Consider the following 24,625-nt stretch of genomic DNA (forward strand, 5'->3'; position numbering starts at 1 on the left):
TGCATATTGGCCAGGATCGCCTCATGCATGCGGGTGATCTCCAGCCAGCCGTCGCGGGAAAACCGCAGCTCCTTCTTGCGCATCTCGCCGGCCAGCACCGTCAGGCGGCGGGCCACCACATCGCCCGCGGTCTCCAGCCGGATGGCGTATTCCATCAGGCTGCGGGCGGTCTTCAGCTGCTCCTCGCTGAACGCCTCCTCCGGAACCGCCGCCACATACTGGCGGATGCCCGACAGGCAGGCGTTGACCTCTTCGTCCATCTGCTGCACCGCGCGGATCTGCTCCTTGCTGCCGCCCTCGTACAGCTCCAGCACCGGGCGGAACATGGCGCCCACCTGGTCGGCCATCCGCAGCAGCTCGCGCTTGAGGTTGGCCACGGCCTGCGCGGGCGAGCCGTAGCTGCCCTGCTCCAGCGCGCTGACCGGCCGCCCCGGCGGCTGCGCCCTGGGCGCCGCCGGGTCCGGGAACAGCCGCGCGAAGACACCGCCAAGCGGGGTGCAGAGCGGCAGCGCCAGCAGCAAAAGCGCGGCGTTGAAGGCGAGATGCGCGCTGACCAGCATCTGGCCGCCCTGCGGATCGCCGAGCCAGCCCACCCGCAGCGCCAGATTGGCGCCGAACAGGCACAGCACCGCCCAGGTGCCGCGCAGGGCCAGGTTGGCATAGGGAATGCGCCGCGCCCGCAGGTCCATGCCGCGGCTGAGCCAGACCGGAATGAAGGCGGAGCCGAAATTCGCCCCCAGAACCAGCGACAGCCCGGCGGCAAAGGGAAGGGCGCCGATCTGCACCAGGGTGACGCACATCAGGATCGCCGCGACGGAGGAATGCATCACAAAGGCCAGCGCGCCGCCCGCCAGAAAGGCGGTGACATAGTCGCGCGCGAGGTAGCCCGCGATGGCGGGCAGGAAGGCGCTGCCGCGGATCGGATCCATCGCCTCGCGCAGAAACCTGAGCGATATCAATATGAAGGCGACTCCCATCAGGATCCGCCCCAGCTGCCGCGCCTTTTTGGCCTCGGTCTTCACAAACAGGTAGCCGCCCGCCGCCAGCAGCACCGGCACCAGCCAGTCGAGCTTGAACGACAGGATCTGGATGATCAGCGCCGAGCCGAGATCGCCGCCCAGCACGATCGCCAGCCCGGTTGGAAAGGCGAGATAGCCGCTGGCGGCGAAGCCGGATGTGAGCAGCGCCACCGCGGCCGAGCTTTGCAGCACGATGGCGAGGATCAGCCCCATCAGGCCCGCCTGCAGATGGCTCTGCCGCCCGGTCAGCAGCCGCTGGAACGAGGCGCCATAGCTGCGCTCAATGCCGGTGCGCACCATCCGCACCGCATAAAGCAGCAGCATCGTCGCGCCCGCGAGGCTGATCAGAAATGTCAGTATCGCCATCCTTTACCCCGTGATCAGTGCCAGCATGCTGCGGTGCAGCTCTGGTGTGGCCGCCGAAATCACCCGGCCGTCAGACTCCAGTCCCAGCGGCGCACCGTCCCAATCGGTGATGACCCCGCCGGCGGCGCTGACCACTGCCGAAACCGGCAGGTAATCATAGGGCTGCAGGCCGAAATCAATCACCGCATCCACATGGCCTGCCGCCAGCAAGGCGTGCGGGTAGCAGTCATAGGCAAAGCGGCGGGTCTGGCCGGACCGCATCAGCCGCGAAAACAGCTGCGGGTGGCCGCTGTGAATCTTGTCGCCTTCGTTGACGTAGAGGACCGCCCGGTCCAGCCGGGTCTGGCCCGACACCCGGATCTGCGCCCCGTTCAGCCAGGCCCCCTGTCCCGGCAGGCCCAGAAAGGTCTCAGCCAGCGCGGGCATCCCGATCACCCCGAGTTGCGGCACGCCCGCTTGCAGATACCCGAGCAGAAAGCCGAACAGCGGATGGCCGGACAGAAAGGAGCGGGTGCCGTCGATCGGGTCGATGATCCACACATCCTCGCGGTCCCCGCCATCGAACCCATGCTCTTCGCCAAGAATTCCGTGATCGGGGAAGTGCTGCTGCAAATAGGCGCGCACCTGCGCCTCGATGGCCCTGTCGGCCTGAGTGACCGGGCTTTCATCCTCCTTGAACTCAACACCCAGCCGGCCGCGGAAAAAACTGCGGGCGGTTTCGGAGGCCATTTCAACGATCCGCAGGGCGTGATCGGCGTGATCCTGTGTCATCGGCATTGGTTCAGGCGCCCTCCCTGTGTGTTCTGCCCCGACAGCCGCGCGGCGGAGGGCTGGCCTGTCTGCTGCGGCACTTGCACCGGGGGCGGCGCCGGTCCCCGGGTTGTTTCTGTGCCGGACCGCGGCAGCCCCGAAACGGGCGCCGCAGATCCACGCTTGCCGGATAGATTTCGCGAAACTGTGGGCTTGGTCAACAAAAAAGTTGGGAAATGACCGAATGAAGGGCAATGGTTTCGCTAACTCGCACAGGTTTTCACCCGGCGGCGTGAACCTCTGACCGGTTCGAGGGGGTAAAAACCGCAAACGGGCCTACCCCGCCGCCAGATGCCGGGTGGCCATGGAAAACAGTTCAGCTTGCGAGGAGATCCCCAGCTTGGAATAGGCATGGTGCCGGTGCACTTTCACCGTGCCCTCGGCAATGCCCAGATATGCCGCGGCTGATGGTGTCGAGTGCCCTTGCAGGATCAGCTGCACCACCTCCCGCTCGCGCGGGCTGAGCACGCCGGCGCCAAAGGTGAGCATCCGGTCCTCCCAGCCTTGCTGCTGGACCCCTTGCGCCGCGGTTTCCGCCTGCCCCCACTGCCGCCGGACCGAGGCGGAGATCACCTCGAACACAGCGTTCAGCCGATCCGTGTCCGCAGCCTCGAACCGCTGCTGGCGGGCAAAGCGGGCCAGCGAGACGATGAACCAGCGCTCTGCCCCGTCTTGCACCAGCACGCCGATTTCGTCGCTGATGTTTATCTTGCGATAGAAGGCGCGGTAGTATTCCGAGCGGTAAAAGGCCTCTGGCGCCAAGTCCATCAGCCGGTAGGCGCCGGGTGCGCAGCCATTGCGGCAGGCTTGATACAGCGGGTCCAGCAGGTAGGGGCCGCTGGCGTAGAACTCCACCGTGATCGCCGCCTGCAGCTCATCCAGATCCTGATACAGCGAGACCGGCGGCAGCGCGCCGTCATACCGCGAGACGATCATCGAATCGAAGCTGCAGCATTGGCCAAGGATCTGCCGCAGCGCACCGGGGAAACGCTCGGTAGCAACCGTACCGGCCAGGGCCGCCATGGCTTCGGCCCAAAGGGCAGGCAGCGGAGAGAATGCGGTTCCTGTGCTCATCTATACCGAAAGTTATATATCCATTGCTCAGTTTACCGGCATAAGCACGGATTTCAAACTGGGGCCAAGCGTTTTCCAACCCTACGGAGCCCCAGATGACCGATACTTCCAGTGTGAATCCCGTGCAGGGCGACCTGGCCTTTACCCGCGAGAGCGACCGCGGGGTCATTGCCGAGGCCAGCTATGCCGGCGCGCTCAGCTTTATGCGCCGCCGCTATACCCGCGACCTGAGCGGTGCGGATGTGGCGGTGATGGGCGTGCCGTTCGACCTGTCGGTCTCCAGCCGCTCCGGCACCCGGCTGGGCCCGCGCGCAGTGCGCTCGGGGTCCAGCCATATCGCCTGGTCGGCGCCATGGCCCTGGCAAGCCGACCCTTATGAAGCGCTCCGGGTGGTCGACTACGGCGATTGCGAGTTCGATTACGGCTACCCGCACAAAGTGCCGGGGCAGATCGCCCAGGCGGCGCGGGATGTGCTGGCGACGGACACCGCGCTGTTGTCCATCGGCGGCGACCACTTCATCACCTATCCGCTGCTGAAGGCGCATGCGGAAAAGCACGGCCCCCTTAGCCTGATCCAGTTCGACGCCCATTCCGACACCTGGGCGGACGAGGAAGGCCGCATCGACCACGGCACCATGCTGTGGCACGCGATCCGCGAGGGGCTGGTGGATCCGGCACGCTCAGTCCAGGTCGGCATCCGCACTCACAACCCCGATCCGATGGGCATGAACATTATTGACGCAATCGAGGTGCAGAAGACAGGGCCGGAGGCGGTGGCAGAGAAGATCCGTTGCATCGTCGGCGATCACAAAACCTATGTCACTTTTGACATCGACGCGCTGGAGCCCGCCTCCGCCCCCGGCACCGGCACCCCGGTGATCGGCGGCCTCAGCCCCTACCAGGCGCAGGAGATCATCCGCGGGCTGACCGGCACCGATGTGATTGGTATGGACGTGGTTGAGGTCGCCCCGGCCTATGACATTTCCGAAATCACCGCCATCGCGGCGGCCACCATCGCCAACGATCTGCTCTGCCTTTACGCCGCCGGGGCCTCCGGCCAGCGCTGAGGCGCACACAACAGGGAGGAACACATGGTCAATTTTCAAACCATTTCCGCAACCGCGCTGGCTACTGTTCTGGCAGTGCCGGCAACCGCCGGGGAGCTCGCCATTTACAACTGGGCGGATTACTTCGGCGAAACCACCGTCTCCGGCTACGAGACTGCGACCGGCACCAGAGTCACGCTGGACTATTTCGACAGCAATGAGGTGCTGGAGACCAAGTTGCTGGCAAGCGGCTCTGGCTATGATGTGGTCTTCCCAGCGGCCTCCAACGCCGAACGCCAGCTGCAGGCCGGGGCGCTGCATCCGATCGACACGTCGCGGCTGGAAAACTATGGCAACCTGCGCCCGGAAATCCTGGCCTCGCTCGACAAGGTGCCGGGCGGGCGGAAGCTGGGCGTTCCCTATACCTGGGGCACCATCGGCATCGCCTACAACCCGGCGCTGGTGTCGCAGCGGCTGGGGGATTTGCCCGTCGACAGCTGGGAATTGCTGTTCAATCCGCAGTATGCCGCCAAGCTGAAGGACTGCGGCATCGGGATGCTGGACTCGCCGGTCGAAATGCTGTCGGTCACCCTGAACTTCCTCGGCGCAGACCCCTATTCGCAGGACCAGGCGGACATCACCCAGGCACAGGACCTGCTGGCGGGGGCAGCTCAGAGCATCCGCTATTTCAGCAATCAGAAGCCGTCCACCGATCTGCCGGCCGGGAACCTCTGCCTGGCGGTGATGTATTCCGGCGACGCGGGCATCGCCCAGGCGCGGGCGGCGGAAGCCGGAAAGGGTGTGGAGATTTTCTATTCCATTCCCAAGGAAGGCACCCTGATGTGGATCGACCTGATGGCGATTCCGGAAGATGCCGCCAACAAGGCAGAGGCCTATGAGTTCATCGACTACATGCTGCGGCCCGAGGTGATTGCCGAGGTCTCCAACACTGTTTTCTTTGCCAATGCAAATGCGGCAGCGGACCCGCATGTTTTGCCAGAGATCCTGTCCGATCCAGGCATCTACCCGGACGCGGCCACCCTTGCCCGCCTGTTCCCGGACAAAAGCCTGGGCGCCAAGGCGCTGCGCCAGCGCACCCGCGCCTGGACCAAGGTGAAGTCGGGGATCTGAAACACAGGGGCCTGCCGCCGGCCCCTGCGCCCCTTGCGGGTGCTATTTCGCGACGATGGCACCTTGCAGCGAAAAGTGTGCGGGGAACATCGCTGCCAGAAAACGGAAGATGATCCGCGCCGCTTCCTCCCTGTCGAACCGGTCGGGATGCAGCAGAAAGTCGGTCCACATCCCTTCCAGCAGCGCCAGCGTGCCATGGGTTGCATCCCGCGCTGCCGCCGGAGCGTCCGGGGTGGCCGCCTCCCGCACGATCCGGGAAAAGGCGTTGTGGACCATGCCCCGCAGCCGCCCGTCGCGGGTGTCCGAATGCTCGGCGATGGCCTTGCGGTTCCTGGACTCGCCGCGGAAGGCGTACCAGATGCTGACATTGCGGCGGTTCAGCACGCGCTCGCTGAGGTCGCCGCGCACGATCATCTCGATCCGTTCCTGCGGGCTGTCGCCTGCGGTTTGAAGCAGCGCCTCCAGCCCGTCGTAATATTCCTCCGACGAGTGGTGCGCCGCCGCCTGAACCAGGTTGTCCTTGCCGCCGAAATGCAGGTGGATCATGCCGCGCGACAGGCCCGCGCGCTGGATGATCTCGCTGACGGAGGTTTCCGAGATCCCCTTTTCCGCCACCGAATCCAGCACTGCCTCAATCAGCGCATGGCGGTTCTGTTCGCGGTTCTGTTCCCTTTTTCCGGTCATCCGGCCCCATTTATCCAAGCACTTGCGCAGAATAACCCTGCTGTTACGCGGGTCTGCCTGCTGCGGCAAGCTGTGGTGATTTGCCCATCTAGCCATATTGCGGGAAATTCTCCAAGCAAAATGGACGCTTGTACATTTTTTAAAGAAACCTGTTGACAGAACGCCCCGCCGGGCCGCAGATTTTGATGGACGATTGTCCATTTAAGGTGACAGCGCCACGCCCGCAGATCAAGCAAGCAACGGAGTCTCATGGCCGGATTTCTCAGAACCGAGGCTGGCAAAGGCCTGGCGCTCAGCGCTCCGGCATCGCTTTATGTGGGGCTGCTGGTGGCGGCGCCGCTTGGAATCCTGGTGGCCTACAGCTTCTGGACCCAGACTTATGTCGAGATCGACAGGACGCTGACCTGGGCCAACTACCTGGAGGCTGCCACTGACCCGCTGGTGCGCCATCTGATGCTGCGGTCCATCCTGATCGCCGGGGCGGTCACCGCGGCCACCGTGGCGCTGGCCTACCCGATTGCCTATTTCATCGCTTTCCGCACCCGCAAGAAAACCCTGTGGCTTTTGCTGATCACCATCCCGTTCTGGTCCAGCTACCTGCTGCGGGTGTTCAGCTGGAAGCTGATCCTGGGGTTTAACGGGGTAATGAATTCGGCACTGATCTCATTGGGGCTGATCAAAGAGCCGCTGACCTTCCTTCTGTATAACGAATTCGCCGTGGTGCTGACCCTGGCACACGCCTGGGCGCCCTTTGCGATCCTGCCGATCTATGTCTCGCTGCAGAAAATCGACCGCTCGCTGCTGGAAGCGGCGACCGATCTCGGCTGCTCCAAGCTGGAGCGGTTCATCCGTGTCACCCTGCCCCTCACGGTGCCGGGCATTATCGCGGCCAGCCTGATCATATTCATCCCAACCGTGGGCGACTATGTAACCCCGTCACTGGTCGGGGGCTCGCAAGGCAAAATGGTGGCGAACCTCATCCAGGTGCAGTTCGGCCCGGCCAACAACTGGCCGCTGGGGGCAACCCTGTCGCTGGTCGCCATGGCTTCGGTCGGCTTTGTTGCGGTTCTGTTCGTCATCCTGGCCACCGCTTTGGGGAGGAGGATCCGTTGAGCACTCCGGTGAGCGATCCGCTGAACAAACCCCTCACCGCGCCGTTGAGCAAACCGCTGCGCAAACCAGTCCGCTTTCCCTGGCTCCTGGCCTATGCCATTGGCTACCTGATCTTCCTGTATCTGCCGGTGCTGCTGCTGCCGCTGTTTTCTTTCAATGACGGCACCATCGTCGCCTTTCCGATGAAGGGCTTTACCCTCAAATGGTACGCCCAGCTGGGCGCGCAGGACACGCTGCTGCAAGCGATGGCCAACTCGCTGATCGTCGGCGCGGTGACCGCGCTGGTGGCCACCTCGCTGGGGCTGTTCGCCGCCCGCGCCTATGTGCGGTACCGGTTCAAGGGGCGCGAAGTGTCGGAGGGGCTGGTGATGCTGCCCTTGGTCATTCCCGGCATCATTGTGGCGTCTTCAATGCTGGTTTTGTTCATCTCTCTGGGGTTGAAGCCGTCGCTCACAACGGTGATCCTGGGTCATGTGTTTGTCGCCCTGCCCTTTGCGGTCTCGATCATGAAATCCGCCTTTGACGACTTCGACCAATCGCTGGAGGAAGCCGCTTTTGACCTTGGTGAAACCGTCATCGGCACCTTCCGCCGGGTGACCCTGCCGATTGTGGCGCCGGGGATCGTTGCCAGCCTGCTGGTCACATTCACCGTGTCCTTCGACGAATTCGTTCTGGCCTTCTTCCTGTCCGGCAACCAGCCCACCCTGCCGGTCTATATCTGGAGCCAGATCCGTTTCCCGGCCAAGCTGCCGAACACACTGGCGCTTGGCTCGCTCCTGTTGCTCGCCTCGGTGCTCCTGCTGCTGACCGCCGAATACTTCCGCCGCCGTTCCACCAAATCCGCCTGAGGAAGGACCCGCAGATGACAAGTCAGAACATCATCGAAATCTCCGGGGTGGAAAAACGCTTTGGCACCTTTGTGGCGGTGCGCGACCTGAACCTGGAGCTGAAAGAAGGCGAGTTCTTCTCCCTTCTCGGCCCGTCCGGCTGCGGCAAGACAACAGCTCTGCGGATGATTGCGGGTTTTCAGGACCATGACGCGGGCACCATCCGCATCGCGGGTCAGGAAATGGCGCATATTCCGGCCAACAAGCGCCCCACCAACATGGTGTTCCAGTCCTATGCGATCTTCCCGCACCTGAACGTCGGCGACAACGTGGCCTTTGGCCTGCGCAAGCTGAACCTGGGCAAGGCTGAGGTAAAGGAGCGTGTTGCCGAAGCGCTGGAGATGGTCGAGCTGGGCGGGCTGCAATCGCGCAAAGCGGATGAGCTGTCGGGCGGCCAGCGCCAGCGGGTGGCCCTGGCCCGCGCGCTGGTGATGCGGCCCAAGGTGCTCTTGCTGGATGAGCCTTTGTCAGCTCTGGACAAAAACCTGCGCGAGGCGATGCAGCTGGAAATGCGCCGGCTGCAGCAGAAGCTGGGCATAACTTTCGTGATGGTCACCCACGACCAGTATGAGGCGATGACCATGTCCGACCGCATCGGCGTGATGTTCGCCGGCAAGCTGGAGCAGGTCGACCGCCCCGAAGTGCTGTACTCCCGCCCCTGCAACCGCCGGGTCGCGTCCTTCATCGGCGGCATGAATTTCCTGGATGCGCGGCTGACCGCGGACAATGGCCAGTCAGTGAATGTCGACCTGCAGGGTTTTGGCCCGCTTACGATCGAGGTGAACCCCAACGCACTGGCCCGCAGCCCCGACCTGCTGGCGGGCATCCGCCCCGAACAGCTGGAAATCAGCGCCACTCAGCCGCCGGGCTATGACGCCTGCCTGCAAGGCAGCGTCAGCGACATCGCCTTCTACGGCGAGAGCGTCCACTACTACGTGCGCGCCGACGGGGTGGAGGAGCCGATCTCCGTGGCCGTTCCCAACTACTTCCACACGGTGGATCACAAGCGCGGCGACCGTGTCTGGCTGGGGGTGCAGAACGCCTCGGTCATCGACCTCGGCGCGCGGGAAGCATGAGAATAAAGGGAGGAAAACAATGAAACATTTTGCTTTGGGACTGACGGGGGCGCTGGCCGCCGCCACAGCCTTGACCGTCCCGACCGGCATCGCCCAGGCTGAGGCCGGCAGCCTGTCGGTCTTCGACTGGTCCGGCTACGAGGACCAGGGGTTTTACGGCGGCTACGTCGAGAAATACGGCGGTGCGCCCAGCTACACTTACTTCGGCAGTGTCGAGGAGGCCTTTACCAAGCTGCAATCGGGCTTTGCCGCCGATCTCGCCCATCCTTGCACCGATGCGTTGCGCAAATGGGTGGCCGCGGATCTGATCAAGCCGATCGACACCTCCAGGATCGACAACTGGGACAAGCTTTTGCCGCAGATCAAGGATGTCGACGGCGTCACCATCGACGGCCAGACCTACATGGTTCCGTTTGAGTGGGGCAACACCGGGCTGATCTACCGCACCGACCAGATCGCCGAAGAGGACGTCTCGCTGCAATTGCTGGCCGACCCCGCCTATCAGGGCAAGATCGCCATCCCCGACGCTGCCTCCTCGGCCTATGCGATGGCAGCGCTGGCCACCGGTGCCTCCAGCTATACCGATATGTCGGACGAAGAATTCCAGAAGGCGTCGGATTTCCTGCGCCGGATTCATCCCAACGTGCGGTTTTACTGGTCCGACGCGGGCCAGCTGGACCAGGCGATTGCCAGCGGTGAGGTGCTGCTGGGCTGGGGCTGGAACCAGTCGGAGCTGAACCTGATCTGGAACGAAACGCCGGCCAAGATGATGCGCGACGTGGACAAGGGCATTGCCACCTGGGTCTGCGGCTATGTGCATCTGAACTCCTCGACCCAGAGTGACGAGCAGGTCTATGACATGCTGAACGCGCTGAGCGCCGAGGACAGCGGCAAATACATCATCGAGAACTGGGGCTATGCCCATTCCAACGCCGAGGCCTTCAAATCCGCAGATCAGGAACTGATCAAGACCTATGGCTTTGCCGATGTGGACAGCTTCTTTGAAAACAGCCTGTTCTTCGACGCGGTCACGCCTGAGCTTGAAGGCCGGATGCTGAAGGAATTCGAACGCATCAAGGCCGGCTTCTGATCCTGACGCGGCGGGCCCCGCGGCCCGCCGCCACCCCTACCGACAATCTTAGAATAAAAGGATGTGCCAATATGCCAGGCGCAAATGGGTATTCCATTCTGTTTGAACCGGTGAAGATCGGTCCTGTCACCGCGCGGAACCGGTTTTACCAGGTGCCCCATTGCAACGGCATGGGGCATGTGCGCCCGCAGGCCGAGGCCGCCATGCGCGGCATGAAGGCCGAAGGCGGCTGGGCCGTGGTTTCCACCCAGGAGACCGAGATCCACCCGACCTCTGACCTGGGGCCGTATGCCGAAAACCGGCTGTGGGATGAGCACGACATTCCCGCCCTGCGGTTGATGACCGAGAAGGTGCACCAGCACGGCGCGCTGGCGGCAATCCAGCTGGCCCACAACGGCCACCACGCCACCAACCACCTGACCCGCGCGCCGGTGCTGGGACCCTGCGACGGGCCGATTGACACGGTCTTTCCCAAACAGGCCCGCGCCATGGACAAGGAGGACATCCGCAACCTGCGCCGCTGGCACCGCGCCGCCGCCCGCCGCGCCAAGGAGGCCGGGTTCGACATCGTCTATATCTATGCCGGCCATCAGATGACCCTGGCGCATCACTTCCTGCTGCCGCAATTCAATGGCCGCAGCGATGAGTACGGCGGCTCTTTGGAAAACCGCGTCCGCTTGACCCGCGAGCTCTTGGAGGAAACCCGCGAGGAACTGGACGGCCAGTGCGCCGTCGCCCTCCGGATTGCAGTCGACCAGATGAAGGGCGCGGACGGAATGCAGGCGCAGGAGGAAGGCCGCGCCGTGGTTGAGATGCTGGCCGAGCTTCCCGATCTCTGGGACGTCAACGTCGCCGATTGGAGCAATGACAGCCAGACCACCCGCTTCCAGCCGCAGGACGGCTTTCAGATTCCTTACGTCGATTTCGTCAAACAGGTGACCAACAAGCCGGTGGTCGGTGTCGGCCGCTTCACCTCGCCGGACCTGATGACCTCGCTGGTCAGCAAGGGCGTGCTGGACCTGATCGGCGCCGCCCGCCCCTCCATCGCCGACCCGTTCCTGCCGAAGAAAATCGAGGAAGGCCGCATCGAAGAGATCCGTGAATGCATCGGCTGCAACATCTGTGTGTCAGCTGACAATTTAGGCGTGCCGATCCGCTGCACACAGAATCCTACCATGGGCGAGGAATGGCGCCGCGGCTGGCACCCCGAGAAAATCGCCCCAAAGCGCAATGAAACCAATGCTTTGGTGATCGGCTCCGGTCCGGCGGGCCTGGAATGCGCGCTGCAGTTGTCAAACCGCGGCTATGACGTGACCCTCGCCGAGGCCGCGCCGGAATTCGGCGGCCGCGCCCTGCGCGAATCCCGCCTGTCCGGGCTGGCCGCCTGGAAACGGGTGGCCGACAACCGGCTGTGGCAGCTGCAGCAGCGCGCCAATGTGCAGATGTTCACCGACAGCCCGATAACCGCGGCCGAGGTCGCCGATTTGGAGATCCCCAATGTCTTTGCTGCCACCGGCAGCCGCTGGCTGCGCGACGGCAGCGGCCGCTCCAGCCACGCGCCGCTGCCGGTTGAGGGCCTGCCGGTCTTCACTCCGGACGACATCATGGCGGGCGAACTGCCCCCAGCCGACGGTCCGGTGCTGATCTATGACGACGACCAAGCCTACATCGCGGGGGTCATAGCGCACCATCTGGCCGCGGCCGGCCGCCAGGTGATCCTGGCCACCCCTGGCGCCGTGGTCTCAGCCTTTACTGAGCTGACGCTGGAACAGGCGCGGGTGCAGACCAGCCTGATCGAGGCCGGGGTGGAGATCATCCCGCTGCATCTGCTGCAATCAGCCGGTGCGGGTGGCGCCACCCTGGGCTGCGCCTACACCGGCCGTCCGCGCGCGGTCCCCTGCGCCAGCCTGCTGATGGTGACCGCCCGCCAGCGCGACGCGGCCCTTTATGAAGAGCTGAAGGCAAACCACGCGCACCGCTTCACCACGCTGGAGCTGATCGGCGATGCCGCATCCCCCGGGCTGATTGCCGATGCGGTCTATGCCGGCCACATGGCGGCGCGCAATTTCGAACGCGACCCGGCGGCGGCCGATGCGGACTGGTTCCGCCGCGAATTGATCTCTCTGAACGGTATGGGAGGCAGCTGATGCCCAAAGACGACCTGCAAGTGATGCGCGAGCTGATGGAGAGCCACCGCGAGGGCTTTGCGCTGGAGCGGCATTTCTATACCTCCCAAGCGGTTTACGACCACGACATCAAGATGTTCTGGAACCGCAACTGGATCTGGGTGGGCCACGTCAGCCAGATCGCGGAACCCGGAGACTATTTCCTGTTCGATTACGGCCCGGAATCGGTGATCGTGGTGCGCGACCGCGACGGAGACGTCCGCGCGCATCTGAACGTCTGCCGCCACCGCGGCTCCCGCGTCTGTCTGGAAAAAAAAGGCACCGCGCGGGTGTTCTCCTGCCCCTACCACGCCTGGACATTCGGCCTCGACGGACGGTTGCGCGGGGGCCGCGCCATGGGGCCGGATTTCGACCCCGCCGACTACGGGCTGTTCCCTGTGCAGGTGCAGATCTTTCAGGGGCTGATCTTCATCTGCGCCGATGAAAACCCGCCGCCGCTGGCCGAAAGCCTGGACCGCCTCGCGCCGCTGTCGGCACCGATGAGCCTGGAGAACCTGAAACTGGCGCATGAGGCCTCCTACCCGGTGCCCGCAAACTGGAAGCTGGCGCTGGAAAACTACTTGGAGTGCTACCACTGTGCGCCGTCGCATCAGGAGTTTTCCCGCAGCCATTCGCTCAAGGACCCGGCGGATGTGGAGAAATACGGCGCGGCCCTGCGCGAGCGCTCCGCTGCCATCGGCCTGCCGGTGGAGGAGCTGGACCTGACCGGTCCCAACGCACAGGCACCCGGCGCCGACGTCTACTGGCGCCGCTACCCGCTGTTTCCCGGCTACCAGACCGGCAGCAGGGACGGCGGGCCGCTGGCACCGCCGTTGGGTCAGCTCACCGGCCATGACGGCGGCGCCACCGATCTGGCCGTTGGCACACTGAATTACTTCCTGATCTATGCCGACCATCTGGTGGGCTACCGCTTTGTCCCGCGCGGTTTGCAGGAGACCGACATCCAGATTGCCTGGTACGTGCGCGGCGATGCCGAAGAAGGGCGCGACTATGATAAGGAAGCCCTCACATGGCTGTGGCATGTCACCTCGCTCGATGATGAACGCATCATCCGCCACAATCAGGAAGGCGTGAATTCGCACCGTTTTGCGCCCGGCCCGCTGTCCGAGATGGAATGGAGCCTGCCGGGCTTCTACCGCAGCTATTTCAGGATGCTCTGACCCGCCGCGGTCCAATTCTTTACTGCAGGCCGCCCCCGTGGCCCGCCCTGCCCTAACCCGGAGACCGCTATATGGTTGACGTCACCAAGACCCGGCCCCGCCGCCGCAGCGGCGGCCGCGATGCCCGCGCCGCGGCCCGCACGCAAGCCTCCGCCAGCCAGGCGATCTGGCCCGGCCTCTCCGGCGGCCGTTACCGGCCGCTGTCGGATGCGGACATGCAAAAGATCCACCACGCCGCGCTGACCATTCTGGAACGCACCGGCATCGGCGACCCGACAGAGGAACTGCTGGACCTGGTGCTGCCCAAGGGCGCCACCCTCAGCGTGCATGGCCGTCTTTGTTTCCCGCGCGCGCTGATGGAGGACCTGCTGGCCGGCGCGGCCAATGAGTTTTACGTTCACGCCCGCGGCAGCCGTGCGGGCAAGGACGACATGCACTGCACCAAGGACAAGGTCTATTACGCCAACTCCGGCACCGCGGTGACGACCTTTGACGCCGCCAGCCGCAGCTACCGCCCCTCCACCATCCGCGACGTCTATGACTTCACCCGGCTGGTGGACCGGCTCGACAACATCCATATGACAGGCGACACCGTGCTGGGCACCGACGTGCCGCAGGATTTCGAGCATGACATGTCGATGCTCTATTCCATCCTGGCAGGCAGCGAGAAGCCATCCTGCCTCACCTTTCGCGACCGGTCTCATATCAAGCCGGCGATTGAGATGTTTGATATTGCGTCGGGCGGTGAGGGCAAGTTCCTGCAAAAACCCTCGGTGATATTCGGCGGCTGTCCGATCGTGTCGCCGCTGCGGCTGGGGCGCGAAAACCTGGAGATCATGATCGACACCGCTAAGCTGGGCCTGACCTGCGACCTGGCGGTGCCGCCGCAGGCCGGTGCGACCTCCCCTGCGCCGCTGGCCGGCACGCTGGCGCAGGCGGTGGCTGAGACGCTTTCCTGCGTGGCCATCGTCAACCTGATCAACCCCGGCACGCCGGTTGTATTTGCCGCCTGGCCCTTCATCACCGATCTGCGCACCGGCTCCTTCACCGGCGGATCGGGCGAGCAGGCGCTGATCGGCGCTGCCGCGATCCAGATGGGCAATTTCTACAACCTGCCCAATTCTGTCGGCTGCGGCATGACCGATTCCAAGATACCCGATGCCCAGTACGGGTTGGAAAAGGCGCTGACATTCAGCCTTGCCGCCCATGCCGGCGCCAACCGTCTGTGCGAGTTCGGCGGCATGGTCGGCTCGCTGATGGGATGCTCGTTCGAGTCGATGGTGATCGACAACGAGGCCGCGGGCATGATCTCCCGCACCCTGCGCGGGATCGAGGTCAGCGACGAGACCCTCTCGGTCGATGTGATCCACGACTGTGCCACCGGCCCCGGCCATTTTCTCGGCAACACCCAGACGCTGCAGTATATGGAGACGGAATATGTCTACCCCGACCTGATGGACCGCGAATTGACGGACACTTGGGAAAAGGCGGGCAAGCAAACCATGTTCGACCGCGCCCGCGAGGTTTCGGACCGGATCCTGGGCGAGCATTTCCCGAACTACTTCGGCAGCAAGCTCGACGCCGAGGTCCGCGCCAAGTTCCCGGTCAAGCTGCCGCCGGAGGCCATGCGCCCCGGCAAGTAAAGCCGGGGCTCCCGCTTACTGAACCACTGGTTCCTGCGCCAGCTCCAGATGCAGCTCGCTGCCGGTATAGGGGCTGGCGGCGATGGCTTCATCATCCAGCTCCACCCCCAGACCCGGTTCCCTGGACGGGATCACATAGCCGTCTTCCCAAGTGATCTTGGATTTCAGGCAGGACATGTAGGGGCCTTGGAAGGTGCCGATGCTTTCGAGGATCAGGAAATTCGGGCTGCAGGCGGAGATCTGGATGTTCGCCGCCGCCACCACCGGCCCGCAATAAAGATGCGGCGCGATCTGCGCCTGCCGTGTCTCGGCCATGGATGCGATCTTCTTGGCCTCCAGCAGGCCGCCGACCCGCCCCAGGTCCATCTGCAGGATCGAGGCCGCCCCGGCCTCCAGCACCCGCGCGAATTCATGCTTGGTGCAAAGCCGCTCACCGGTTGAGATCGGCACCGACGTAAACCGCGCCACTTCAGCCATATCGGCGGGGTTCTCGGGCGTGGTGGGTTCCTCGAACCACAAGGGCTCATAGGGTTCCAACCGCCGCGCCATCCTTTTGGCGCCTGAAACGGTGAACTGCCCATGGGTGCCGAACAACAGGTCTGCGCGGGTTCCGACAGCCTCGCGGATGCGCTTCACGAACATCTCGCTGCGCTCCAGGTCCTCCAGCCGCGGCTGATGGCCGTCATAGATCGTATACGGCCCGGCGGGGTCGAATTTCACCGCGGTAAATCCCTGTTCCACCCGTTGCAGCGCCACCTCTGCCGCCATGTCCGGGTCGTTGTAGACGTTGGGCGTGTCCGGGTCCGGATACACATCGCCTTCCGGCGGATACAGATAGGTGTAGCTGCGCAGCCGCTCATGCACCTGGCCGCCCATCAGCTCGTAAACCGGCTTGCCCGCCGCCTTGCCGATGATGTCCCAGCAGGCCATTTCCAGACCGCTCAGCACCCCCATCACCGTCACATCGGGCCGCAGCGTGTAACCGGCACCGTAGGATTTCCGCCACAGCTTCTCGATATGATGCGGGTCACAGCCCGCAAACTGGCGGGCAAACATCTCTTGAGCCATGGCACAGCACAGATCGGGGCCGAAGGTCGCGTTGTAAATCTCCCCCACTCCGGTGATGCCGCAAGCGGTGGTGAGGCGCACAAAGATGAAATAGCGCCCGCCGTGGCGCGGTGGCGGATTGCCGAACACAAAGGTTTCGATGCTGTCGAGTTTCATCCGGTATTCCCTGTCATTCAGCCGCCAAGGGCCTGTTTTTATTGTCTTCAAGCACCAAATCCGCGGCCCGGGCCGCCAGCATCATGGTCGGCGCATTGGTGTTGCCGGAGGTAATGTTCGGAAATGCTGAGGCGTCAATCACCCGCAGGCCCGCCATGCCGTGCACCCGCAGCCGCGCATCCAGCACGGAGTCGCTGGCTTCACGGCCCATCCGGCAGGTGCAGGAGGCATGGAACACGCTGCCCGCGCGGTTGCGGAAGTTCTCCAGCAGCGCCGCGTCGTCCATCTCCAGAATGTCCGGCGCCCGCCGCTCCCGCGTGACGCGCTTGATGGCGGGGACCGCTGCCAGTGCCTGCAGCAAGCGGCTGGCGCGCACGGCAGTAGCCTTGTCTTCATCTGTCGCCAGCGAGTTCGGCTCGATCCGCGGCGGCTGCGCCGGGTCGGCGGATTGGATGGCGATCTGCCCCCGGCTGGTGGGCCGGCCCGGCTGCACGCACAGCAGGAAACCATTGTCCCGGTCAATCTGCGGCTTGCCCGAGGGACGCGTCGAATAAGAGGCCGGATTGCAATAGACCTGCACGTCCGGCAGCGCTGCACCTTGGGTGCGGACGAAACCGCTGCACTGGTTGACCGGAACGCTCAGCGGCCCCTTGCGGGCCAGCACATATTGCAACCCCGCCTTCATCTGCCCGGCGAAACTGCCCAGCCTGTCGTTCAGTGTCGCGGTATTGGCCCAGAAGAAATGCGACACCGCCAGATGATCCTGCAACCCCAGGCCGACCTGCGGCAAATCGTGTTTCACCGCGATCCCATGCCGCTGCAGCAGCGCCGCCGGCCCGATCCCCGACAGCTGCAGCAGCTGCGGAGAGTTCACCGCGCCCGCGCTCAGGATCACCTCCCGCGCTGCCGTGGCCAGCTGCGTCTGCCCCTTCACCCGGTACGCCACCCCGGTGGCACGCCCGCCCGCGGTCAGCACTTTCTCCACCAGCGCGCCGCTCACCACGGTCAGGTTGCCGCGCCGCATCGCGGGCCGCAGGAACGCATCCGCCGAGGACCAGCGCCGCCCGCCCTTCACCGTGCTGCGGACATACCCCATGCCCTCGCTGGGCAGCGTATTGGCTCCGGTATCAGCAGGGCCATTCATGTCCGGCAGGACCGGCCAGCCCATTTCCTGCCCCGCGGCCAGGAAGTTGCGGGTAAAGGGATGCATGCGCTCGCTCAGGTCGGTGACGCGCACCGGTCCGGTGCCGCGCAACCGGCGGCGGCCCTGCTGCCATTCGTCATTGCTCTCCAGCGCCTCATAGCCGCGGCGCACAGTCTCCCAGCCCCAGCCGGTGGCGCCTGCGGCCTCCCAATCGTCGAAATCACGCGGCAGCCCACGCACATAGGCCATCGCGTTGATCGAACTTGATCCGCCCAGCACCTTGCCCCGCGGCCAATAGCCCTCGCGCCCGTTCAGCCCCGGGTCCGCCGCCGCCGAATAGCGCCAGTTCACAGCCGGGTTGGAGAAAGTGAAGCCATAGCCGACCGGAACCTTGATCCAAAACCTCCGGTCCGTGCCCCCGGCCTCGATCAGCAGTACCTTATAACGGCCGTTTGCCGTCAGCTTGTCCGCCAGCACACAGCCTGCCGATCCGGCCCCAACGATAATGAAATCAAATGTTTGCGCCATGGCCAGCCCGAGTCCTTCGATCTCCCGCGACCTTGCACGGCGCCTTAGGTGCAAATCAAACAATGTGTTTTGCCCCTAAGGCTAAACTGTGCTTATAGCTAAGCCATGACCGATCTGCCCCATGTCACCTGGCTCAAAGCCTTCGAGGCCTCCGCACGGCTCAACAGCTTCTCCGCCGCGGCAGAGGAGCTGGGCCTGACCCCTGCCGCTGTCAGCCAGCAGATCCGGCTGCTGGAGAAACACCTGGACACCCGGCTGTTCCGGCGCCTGCCCCGCGGCGTTGCCCTGACAGACACCGGTCAGGCCTACGCCCAGCCGATCCGCAAATCCTTTGACGATATGCAGCGCGCCACCACCGGCCTGTTCAGCAAGAAACGCAAGCGTGTGGTGCGGCTGCGGGCAACGATCTCCTGCGCTGCCCTTGTGATCGCGCCGCAGCTGGCCCGGTTTCAGGCCGACCACCCCGACATCTTCGTACAGCTGTCCACCACGGTCTGGGCCAGCCGGTTCGACGAGGAGGCGCTGGACATCGACATCCGCTATGGCTCCGGCGACTGGCAGGAGGCGCAGATCCTGCACCTGGGCCACGAAAACGCCATTCCGGTCTGCAGCCCCGTCTATGCCAAGGCCCTTGGCGGGAGCCCCGCCATTGAGGACCTGGCACGCGCCGATGTCGTGCAGATCATCGGCTCCGAAACCGACTGGGGCCGCCTGGCCGACCTGCACGGGCTGACGCTGCAAGTGACCACCGACTGGCTCAAGGCCGATTCCTCTCTGCTCGCCTTGCAAACAGTGGCGGCGGGCCATGGGGTGACGATGGTGCTGGAAAGCTTTGCCCGGCAATACATTGAGCAGGGGCTGGTCATCGCCCCCACCGCGTTCAAACTGCCGAAACGCCGCTCGCACTACATGGTGATCAACGACCGTGCGGGCCAGCGGGAGGAGGTGAAGGCGGTGGCCGGCTGGCTCACCTCACTCTATCAGGCGCTGATCTGATGCGGATTCCCTGCCTGTCCCTGCAGGGACAGCGGCGGGACCTCTGGCGGCCCTAGGTCTGCAGCGCGTCCAGCGAAGCTGCCATCGCGCTCCACAACTCCTCCGCCGGTTCGGTGCCGACGGAAATCCGCACGAAGCCCGGCGCCACGGCATCGCCCCAACGGGCGCGGCGCTCGGCCGAGGTATGCACGCCGCCAAAGGAGGTCGCCGCCCGGATCAGCGGGCAATTGTTGATGAAGGCATCGGCCTGCCCTGCACTGTCCAGAGTAATCGAGATCAGGAAGCCGAACCGTGCCATCTGCTGCTTGGCCAGTTCATGCGAGGGATCGGATTTCAGCCCCGGAAACCGGATCTTTTGCACCAGCGGATGCGCGGCCAGCCGCTCCGCCAGCACCTCCGCGGTGTTGCACATCCGGTCGAAACGCACTTCCAGCGTCTCCAGACCGCGATGCGCCAGCCAGGCCTCCTGCGGGCCGGGGATGCCGCCGCCGATCATCCGCCAGTCCCGCGCCGCCTGCAGCACATCCTCGCTGCGCGTCGCCAAATGCCCCATCAGCACGTCGGAATGGCCGCCCGGTGCCTTGGTGTCGGAGGCGACAACCACATCCGCGCCGAGCTCCAGCGGGCGCTGGCCCAGCGGGGTCATGGTGGTGTTGTCAACGATCAGCAGCCCGCCTGCCGCATGAACCGCGTCCGAGACCGCGCGCAGGTCGCAGAGGTCCAGACCGGGATTCGACGGGGTCTCCGCAAAAACTACATCAAAGCCTTCAAATCCGCCCTCGGCAAAGCTGGCGGTGGGGCGCTGCTCAACCTCCACGCCAAGGTTCTGCAGAAAGCGCTCGCTAAGACGGCGGGTCACATAATAACCGTCGGACGGGATCAGGATCCGTGACCCGGCCTTGACCGTGGCAAACAGCGACGCCGTTATGGCCGCCATGCCAGAGGGGAAGGCCAGCACCGGTGCATCTTCCAGATACCCCAGCACGTGCTCCAGATGCTCCCAGGTTGCGTTGTCGGCGCGGCCATAGCTGGGGCCGCCGTTCCAATCGCCCGGCACGTGGTACATCGAGCTGTGAGTCAGCGGCAGCGCCACAGGGTCGCCCTCGGACAGCGTGTTGCCGCGCAGATGCAGCATGGCTCCGGGTTTGGGGGCGGTGGGTTTGTCCATGGTGCGGGCGCCTTTCCTGAGGGTGGTGTCCCCGGAGTGATAACCGGCCAGCACGGAAAAGAAAATCGGGAGCAGCAGGACTGGGGAAATTCGAAACCTGAAACAGAGGGCAGCGCCCGTCCGCGGGCGGAAGCGAAGCGCCCGCCCATGGGGGTGGACGGGCGCCGTCCGGCGGTGCTGCCGGGCGGCAGGTTGTTGCGAGTGTTTACCCCATCCAGCGGCGCACCGGCGCGGCGGCCTCTTCCAGCGCCTGGCAAACCACGTCGATCAGGGTCGGGCCGTCATGCGCAAAGGCTTCCTTGATCGCCTGGTCCAGGTCCTCCGGCTTCTCCACCCGCCATGCCTTGACGCCAAACGCCTCGGCCACCGCCGCGTGGTCCGTGCGGTTGAAGTCCACGTTGTAGTAGCGCTTTTCGAAATTGTCGCGCTGGCTCGCCTTGATCCAGCCGAAATTGGCATTGGAGAACACCACATAGGTGATCGGCGCGTTGCAGCGCACCACGGTCTCCAGTTCGCCGCAGGTGAAGCTAAAGGAGCCGTCGCCCATCATCCCAACGACCTTGGCCCCGGGCCGGCCGAACCAGGCACCAAGCGAGGCCGACAGCGCATACCCCAGCGCCCCATGCGCGCGGTTGGTGATGTACCGGCGGCCCGGGTGTTTCTGATGCGAATATGCGTTGTAATAGGGGCAGCTGGTGCCGGGATCGGAGACCACGATGGAGTCCTCCGGCAGGTTCCGGTTCAACGCATGGATGATCTGCTCCGGCAGGACCTGACCGGTCTTGCTGGCCGCCAGCGCCTCGAACTTGGCGAACTTGCGCTGCTTGATATCGGCGATTTTGGCGGCAGCGCCGAAGGACGGCAAATCACCCCCACGCCCGTCCAGGTACGCATTCACCGCCTGCAGAGCCAGTTTCAGATCGGCGGCCACACCTACCTCCGCCGGGTAGTTCGCCCCGATCACCATCGGGTCGTTGTCGAAATGCACGATCCGCTGGCCGGGCTTCGGCGCCTCCCAGCGCGACGTCGTGGTGGACCCCGCCCGGCAGCCCATAAAGACCACCAGATCAGCGGCTTCCATCATCTCCCAGGTCTCATCGGTGCCGCCGTTGGAGCCGACCACACCCAGCGACTGCGGGTGGGTGTCGGCCAGTGACCCTTTTCCGGAGATCGAGGTACCGACGGCTATGTCAAGGCGGGAGGCGAGCCTGCCCAGCTCCTCCATCGCACCGGATATCACCACCCCGCCGCCGCAGACGATCAGCGGCGACTTTGCGGACAGGATGGCCTCCGCCGCATCCTCCGCTGCGCCCGGCTCCGGCGCGGCGCGGTAGGCGGGGTAGCTTTGGTGCTTGGGATCGCCCCAGATGTCGTCGGCGGAAACATCATCGTACTGGATGTCATAAGGCAGCCCCAGATGGGCCGCGCCGGAGCGGCCGGTGGTCATCGCCCGGAACGCCTGGCGCACCATCCGCGGAATGTGGCCGGCGCGCTTGATCACCGTATTGAACTTGGTCAGCGGCCCCATCAGGGTTTCCTGATCCACCTCGGTCAGCGGGTACTTCCCGTAGGAGCCGACCGGAATGTCCGTCGTGATCGCCAGCACCGCATAAGAGCTTTCGTTGGCCTCGATCAGCCCCGGCAGAATATAGGTGGCACCACCTCCGGATGGCCCCTCGCAGACCCCCACCCGCCCAGTCACGCGGGAGAAGCCGTCGGCCATATAGGCCGCGCTGCGCTCATCTCGGCTAAGGACGTGGGTGATGCCATGGTCCAGCCGGTTCATCGCATCATAGAAAGGCAGCGTGGTGTCGCCGCAAAGGCCAAAGATATGGGTGACCCCATGCGCCTCCAAGGAGCGCACCATCGCCTCGGCGCCGTTTAGCGTGTTCATCATGGGTGCTCCCTGACTCGTCGTAAAACCCGCCCGGGGCGCGGCCCGGGATTCGTACTCCAAACTGTATACAGTTATGTAGATAGATGTGAAGACCAAAATAGAGGCAACTCAAAAACGGCCGGATTAATGCACCAAGCGCCCGCCCCGCCGGAGCACTGGGGCGCTACAGGGGCTGTGCCGGAGGCACTCCCCGGATGGTAAAGCGGGCGGGCGCGGGCCGGCAGAAAACGCCGCGGGCGCAGCTGGTGCGGGGCTCCGGATTTTCCCAGAATCCGGTTACCCGGCAGCTTCCGCCAGGATTTCCGTCACATACTCCCGCCAGGCTTTGGCGAAACTGGCGGCCAGCTGCGACAGGGGGCGCTCGCTAGGGGTCAGGATCGAATAGCCAAAAGAAATTTGCGGCTCAAACGGCAGGAACCGGATCCGCGCCTCGCCCGCGTTGCTGCGGCGGTAGCTTTCGGCGCTGAGCACATCGACCACAGCACAGGCCTGGCCCGCGGCGATGAAGTGGAACAGCGGCAGGAAATACTGCGCATCGTAGCGCAGGTTGAACTCGGCGCCGGCGGCCAGAAACGCCTGCGAGGTGGCCTGATAGGTGTTGTGATCCGGCTGTAAGGCCCCCATCGGCACACCGTTCAGATCGGCCGCCGTGACCGCCTCGCGTTCTGCCAGGGGGTGGCTGGCCGGCACGGCGCACAGGCAGTTGCTGGGCAACTCCTCCGCCGCGTACAGCTTGCGGTCGCCGCGGAACCGGGTCATGTCGCAGAAGCCGATGTCGAAACTGTTGGCCGCAACCAGGCTGCGCACCTGCGGCGAAGACCGGGTGGCCAGCGTCACCCGCACCTCGGGCTTGCCGGCCACGAACCGGCTGATGAATTCCGGCAGCAGATAGGTCGACGGCCCCGGCATCGCCACGATACGGATCGAACCCTGCACCCGGTCGCGCATATTGGCCAGGTTCTGCTGCGCGGTTTCCAGCCGCGACAGGATTTCGGTCGCCTCCTCCATCAGATACTGCGCTTCGGGCACCGGCACCAGGCGGCGGCCTTCGCGCAGGAACAGGGTCAGGCCCAGCTCCTCCTCCAGTGTCTTGATGGCAGCGCTGACCGCTGGCTGGGTGCGGTGCAGGTTGCGCGCCGCCTGGCTGACCGACCCGGTTTTCATGACCTCATGAAAGACCGCAAGCTGATGTGAGTTCATGTTCCGGATCCCTGGCGCAAAGCTATCATAAATTTGATCTATACATACAGTATAATTTTAAATTTGTACTTATGCTTCTCCTTTATCATGATGCAACAATCGGAGGAGAGAGCTGCCGGGCAAGGCCGCAGCCAATAACCAAGGGAAGAGACAATGGGATTTTTCAAGAAACTGACCGGGGCCGCGCTGGCCTGCACCATGCTGACCGGAGCTGCTGTGGCGCAGGACATGACGTTTTTCCGCATCGGAACCGGCGGCGCAGGCGGCACCTATTTCCCGATCGGCGGCATCATTGCCAATGCGATTTCCAACCCGCCCGGGTCACGCTCCTGTGACGAGGGCGGCAATTGCGGCGTTCCTGGACTGGTGGCGATGGCCCAGTCGACCAACGCCTCGGCCCATAACGTGAACGCAATCCAGGCAGGCCAGATGGAAGCGGGCCTGTCCGGTGCCGCAACCCTGCATTTCGCCTATCACGGCAAGGGCAAGTTCGAGGGCAACGCCAAGCCCGACCTGCGGGTGATTGCCAACCTGTTCCCCGAAGACCTGCACCTGGTGCTGCCCGAGGGCCACAAGCTGGAGAGCCTTGCTGACCTTAAGGGCAAGCGCGTCGGCATTGCCCAGGCCGGTTCCGGCACCCAGATCGCGGTGGAGCTGATCCTGAACGACCACGGCGTCAACCGCGATAACATCGACGAGGCTGAGCTGAACAACGCCCAGTCCGCCGAGCGCATCGCCGACGGCCAATTGGACGCCTATTTCTATGCAGCCGGCACACCGGTTGCCGCAATGATCCAGCTCGACAACACCAAGGGCATGGAACTGCACAACTGGTCCGAGGCAGAGATCAAACAGGCCAACACCACCGTGCCTTACTACATCCCCTCGACCATTCCGGCAGGCACCTATCCGGGTGTGGACTATGACGTGAACACCGTGGCAGTCTCCGGCATGCTGGTCACCAATGCCAACATGGACGAAGAGCTGATCTATGAGATCACTAAGGCGATGTGGTCCGATACCGCCCGCAAGCTCTTGGACAACGGCCACCCCAAGGGCAAGGCGATTACCCTGGAAACCGCACTGGACGGCGTCGAGGGCATCGGTGTGCCGCTGCACCCGGGTGCTGAGCGCTTCTACCGCGAAATCGGCATGCTGAAGTAATTCCTCCCCCCTGAACTGC

At 64.3% G+C, this 24,625-nt stretch carries 20 protein-coding genes; 11 read left to right on the forward strand and 9 right to left on the reverse strand.

Going from position 1 to position 24,625, the window contains the following annotated elements; translation table 11 throughout:
- The 3 genes from CAER_RS0102195 to CAER_RS0102205 form a co-directional block, all read right to left on the reverse strand.
- On the reverse strand, positions 1-1,385 hold a 1,385-nt coding region (locus CAER_RS0102195), incomplete at its 3' end, for a Na/Pi cotransporter family protein (protein WP_036796801.1).
- 3 nt (positions 1,386-1,388) lie between these two features.
- Positions 1,389-2,162 (reverse strand): inositol monophosphatase family protein, encoded by a 774-nt coding sequence (locus CAER_RS0102200; protein WP_027233870.1) that lies wholly within the window; start codon positions 2,160-2,162, stop codon positions 1,389-1,391.
- A gap of 309 nt (positions 2,163-2,471) precedes the next feature.
- A complete protein-coding gene (locus CAER_RS0102205) occupies positions 2,472-3,269 on the reverse strand; it encodes a helix-turn-helix transcriptional regulator (RefSeq protein ID WP_027233871.1) in 798 nt (265 codons plus the stop codon).
- 95 nt (positions 3,270-3,364) lie between these two features.
- On the opposite strand from CAER_RS0102205, the gene speB reads away from it, so the two are divergent.
- Both speB and CAER_RS0102215 read left to right on the forward strand, forming a co-directional pair.
- A complete protein-coding gene (gene speB / locus CAER_RS0102210; protein WP_027233872.1) occupies positions 3,365-4,336 on the forward strand; it encodes an agmatinase in 972 nt (323 codons plus the stop codon).
- Between the two features lie 24 nt (positions 4,337-4,360).
- Positions 4,361-5,446: an extracellular solute-binding protein gene (locus CAER_RS0102215; RefSeq protein WP_027233873.1), complete on the forward strand. Its 1,086-nt coding sequence runs from the start codon at positions 4,361-4,363 to the stop codon at positions 5,444-5,446.
- Positions 5,447-5,488: 42 nt separating this feature from the next.
- On the opposite strand, the gene CAER_RS0102220 is transcribed toward CAER_RS0102215, so the two are convergent.
- Complete coding sequence (locus CAER_RS0102220; RefSeq protein ID WP_027233874.1) at positions 5,489-6,130, reverse strand: TetR family transcriptional regulator C-terminal domain-containing protein; 642 nt, start codon at positions 6,128-6,130, stop codon at positions 5,489-5,491.
- A gap of 249 nt (positions 6,131-6,379) precedes the next feature.
- On the opposite strand from CAER_RS0102220, the gene CAER_RS0102225 reads away from it, so the two are divergent.
- The 7 genes from CAER_RS0102225 to CAER_RS0102255 all read left to right on the forward strand — a co-directional run bounded on the left by CAER_RS0102225 (position 6,380) and on the right by CAER_RS0102255 (position 15,285).
- A complete protein-coding gene (locus CAER_RS0102225) occupies positions 6,380-7,243 on the forward strand; it encodes an ABC transporter permease (protein WP_027233875.1) in 864 nt (287 codons plus the stop codon).
- A gap of 44 nt (positions 7,244-7,287) precedes the next feature.
- Positions 7,288-8,091 carry an ABC transporter permease gene (locus CAER_RS0102230; RefSeq protein WP_084299361.1) on the forward strand — a complete coding sequence of 268 codons (804 nt, stop codon included), beginning with the start codon at positions 7,288-7,290 and terminating at the stop codon, positions 8,089-8,091.
- A 14-nt stretch (positions 8,092-8,105) separates the two neighbouring features.
- On the forward strand, positions 8,106-9,206 hold the full coding sequence (locus tag CAER_RS27240) for an ABC transporter ATP-binding protein (protein WP_051357650.1): 1,101 nt from the start codon (positions 8,106-8,108) through the stop codon (positions 9,204-9,206).
- Positions 9,207-9,225: 19 nt separating this feature from the next.
- On the forward strand, positions 9,226-10,296 hold the full coding sequence (locus CAER_RS0102240) for an extracellular solute-binding protein (RefSeq protein ID WP_027233877.1): 1,071 nt from the start codon (positions 9,226-9,228) through the stop codon (positions 10,294-10,296).
- A gap of 71 nt (positions 10,297-10,367) precedes the next feature.
- On the forward strand, positions 10,368-12,443 hold the full coding sequence (locus CAER_RS0102245; protein ID WP_084299353.1) for an oxidoreductase: 2,076 nt from the start codon (positions 10,368-10,370) through the stop codon (positions 12,441-12,443).
- The gene (locus CAER_RS0102250) at positions 12,443-13,642 is read left to right on the forward strand and encodes an aromatic ring-hydroxylating oxygenase subunit alpha (RefSeq protein ID WP_027233879.1); all 1,200 of its coding nucleotides are present in this window, start codon (positions 12,443-12,445) and stop codon (positions 13,640-13,642) included. The genes CAER_RS0102245 and CAER_RS0102250 overlap by 1 nt, the downstream gene beginning before the upstream one ends.
- Before the next feature lie 71 nt (positions 13,643-13,713).
- A complete protein-coding gene (locus CAER_RS0102255; protein WP_027233880.1) occupies positions 13,714-15,285 on the forward strand; it encodes a trimethylamine methyltransferase family protein in 1,572 nt (523 codons plus the stop codon).
- Positions 15,286-15,300: 15 nt separating this feature from the next.
- Here the strand turns inward: CAER_RS0102255 and CAER_RS0102260 are convergent, their stop codons facing one another.
- Both CAER_RS0102260 and CAER_RS0102265 read right to left on the reverse strand, forming a co-directional pair.
- Positions 15,301-16,509, reverse strand: coding sequence for a mandelate racemase/muconate lactonizing enzyme family protein (locus CAER_RS0102260; protein WP_027233881.1), 1,209 nt, complete (start codon positions 16,507-16,509; stop codon positions 15,301-15,303).
- A 13-nt stretch (positions 16,510-16,522) separates the two neighbouring features.
- A complete protein-coding gene (locus tag CAER_RS0102265; RefSeq protein ID WP_027233882.1) occupies positions 16,523-18,181 on the reverse strand; it encodes a GMC family oxidoreductase in 1,659 nt (552 codons plus the stop codon).
- Positions 18,182-18,286: 105 nt separating this feature from the next.
- On the opposite strand from CAER_RS0102265, the gene CAER_RS0102270 reads away from it, so the two are divergent.
- A complete protein-coding gene (locus tag CAER_RS0102270) occupies positions 18,287-19,177 on the forward strand; it encodes a LysR substrate-binding domain-containing protein (protein ID WP_027233883.1) in 891 nt (296 codons plus the stop codon).
- A 52-nt stretch (positions 19,178-19,229) separates the two neighbouring features.
- Here the strand turns inward: CAER_RS0102270 and CAER_RS0102275 are convergent, their stop codons facing one another.
- From CAER_RS0102275 to CAER_RS0102285, 3 genes are all read right to left on the reverse strand, one after another.
- Positions 19,230-20,345, reverse strand: coding sequence for a cystathionine gamma-lyase (locus CAER_RS0102275; protein WP_027233884.1), 1,116 nt, complete (start codon positions 20,343-20,345; stop codon positions 19,230-19,232).
- 205 nt (positions 20,346-20,550) lie between these two features.
- Complete coding sequence (locus tag CAER_RS0102280; RefSeq protein WP_027233885.1) at positions 20,551-22,242, reverse strand: thiamine pyrophosphate-binding protein; 1,692 nt, start codon at positions 22,240-22,242, stop codon at positions 20,551-20,553.
- 276 nt (positions 22,243-22,518) lie between these two features.
- Positions 22,519-23,442 (reverse strand): LysR family transcriptional regulator, encoded by a 924-nt coding sequence (locus CAER_RS0102285; RefSeq protein WP_027233886.1) that lies wholly within the window; start codon positions 23,440-23,442, stop codon positions 22,519-22,521.
- A gap of 153 nt (positions 23,443-23,595) precedes the next feature.
- On the opposite strand from CAER_RS0102285, the gene CAER_RS0102290 reads away from it, so the two are divergent.
- Positions 23,596-24,606 carry a TAXI family TRAP transporter solute-binding subunit gene (locus CAER_RS0102290; RefSeq protein ID WP_027233887.1) on the forward strand — a complete coding sequence of 337 codons (1,011 nt, stop codon included), beginning with the start codon at positions 23,596-23,598 and terminating at the stop codon, positions 24,604-24,606.
- Positions 24,607-24,625 lie beyond the last annotated feature (19 nt).

It is taken from the genome of Leisingera caerulea DSM 24564, from assembly GCF_000473325.1.
GTDB classification, from domain to species: Bacteria; Pseudomonadota; Alphaproteobacteria; order Rhodobacterales; family Rhodobacteraceae; genus Leisingera; species Leisingera caerulea.

What these genes read in the sequence shown, in the direction of transcription:
- CAER_RS0102200 (WP_027233870.1), bottom strand. Translation starts at nt 2,162, where the DNA reads ATGCCGATGACACAGGATCACGCCGATCACGCCCTGCGGATCGTTGAA.
- CAER_RS0102205 (WP_027233871.1), bottom strand. Translation starts at nt 3,269, where the DNA reads ATGAGCACAGGAACCGCATTCTCTCCGCTGCCTGCCCTTTGGGCCGAA.
- speB (WP_027233872.1), top strand. Translation starts at nt 3,365, where the DNA reads ATGACCGATACTTCCAGTGTGAATCCCGTGCAGGGCGACCTGGCCTTT.
- CAER_RS0102215 (WP_027233873.1), top strand. Translation starts at nt 4,361, where the DNA reads ATGGTCAATTTTCAAACCATTTCCGCAACCGCGCTGGCTACTGTTCTG.
- CAER_RS0102220 (WP_027233874.1), bottom strand. Translation starts at nt 6,130, where the DNA reads ATGACCGGAAAAAGGGAACAGAACCGCGAACAGAACCGCCATGCGCTG.
- CAER_RS0102225 (WP_027233875.1), top strand. Translation starts at nt 6,380, where the DNA reads ATGGCCGGATTTCTCAGAACCGAGGCTGGCAAAGGCCTGGCGCTCAGC.
- CAER_RS27240 (WP_051357650.1), top strand. Translation starts at nt 8,106, where the DNA reads ATGACAAGTCAGAACATCATCGAAATCTCCGGGGTGGAAAAACGCTTT.
- CAER_RS0102240 (WP_027233877.1), top strand. Translation starts at nt 9,226, where the DNA reads ATGAAACATTTTGCTTTGGGACTGACGGGGGCGCTGGCCGCCGCCACA.
- CAER_RS0102245 (WP_084299353.1), top strand. Translation starts at nt 10,368, where the DNA reads ATGCCAGGCGCAAATGGGTATTCCATTCTGTTTGAACCGGTGAAGATC.
- CAER_RS0102250 (WP_027233879.1), top strand. Translation starts at nt 12,443, where the DNA reads ATGCCCAAAGACGACCTGCAAGTGATGCGCGAGCTGATGGAGAGCCAC.
- CAER_RS0102255 (WP_027233880.1), top strand. Translation starts at nt 13,714, where the DNA reads ATGGTTGACGTCACCAAGACCCGGCCCCGCCGCCGCAGCGGCGGCCGC.
- CAER_RS0102260 (WP_027233881.1), bottom strand. Translation starts at nt 16,509, where the DNA reads ATGAAACTCGACAGCATCGAAACCTTTGTGTTCGGCAATCCGCCACCG.
- CAER_RS0102265 (WP_027233882.1), bottom strand. Translation starts at nt 18,181, where the DNA reads ATGGCGCAAACATTTGATTTCATTATCGTTGGGGCCGGATCGGCAGGC.
- CAER_RS0102270 (WP_027233883.1), top strand. Translation starts at nt 18,287, where the DNA reads ATGACCGATCTGCCCCATGTCACCTGGCTCAAAGCCTTCGAGGCCTCC.
- CAER_RS0102275 (WP_027233884.1), bottom strand. Translation starts at nt 20,345, where the DNA reads ATGGACAAACCCACCGCCCCCAAACCCGGAGCCATGCTGCATCTGCGC.
- CAER_RS0102280 (WP_027233885.1), bottom strand. Translation starts at nt 22,242, where the DNA reads ATGATGAACACGCTAAACGGCGCCGAGGCGATGGTGCGCTCCTTGGAG.
- CAER_RS0102285 (WP_027233886.1), bottom strand. Translation starts at nt 23,442, where the DNA reads ATGAACTCACATCAGCTTGCGGTCTTTCATGAGGTCATGAAAACCGGG.
- CAER_RS0102290 (WP_027233887.1), top strand. Translation starts at nt 23,596, where the DNA reads ATGGGATTTTTCAAGAAACTGACCGGGGCCGCGCTGGCCTGCACCATG.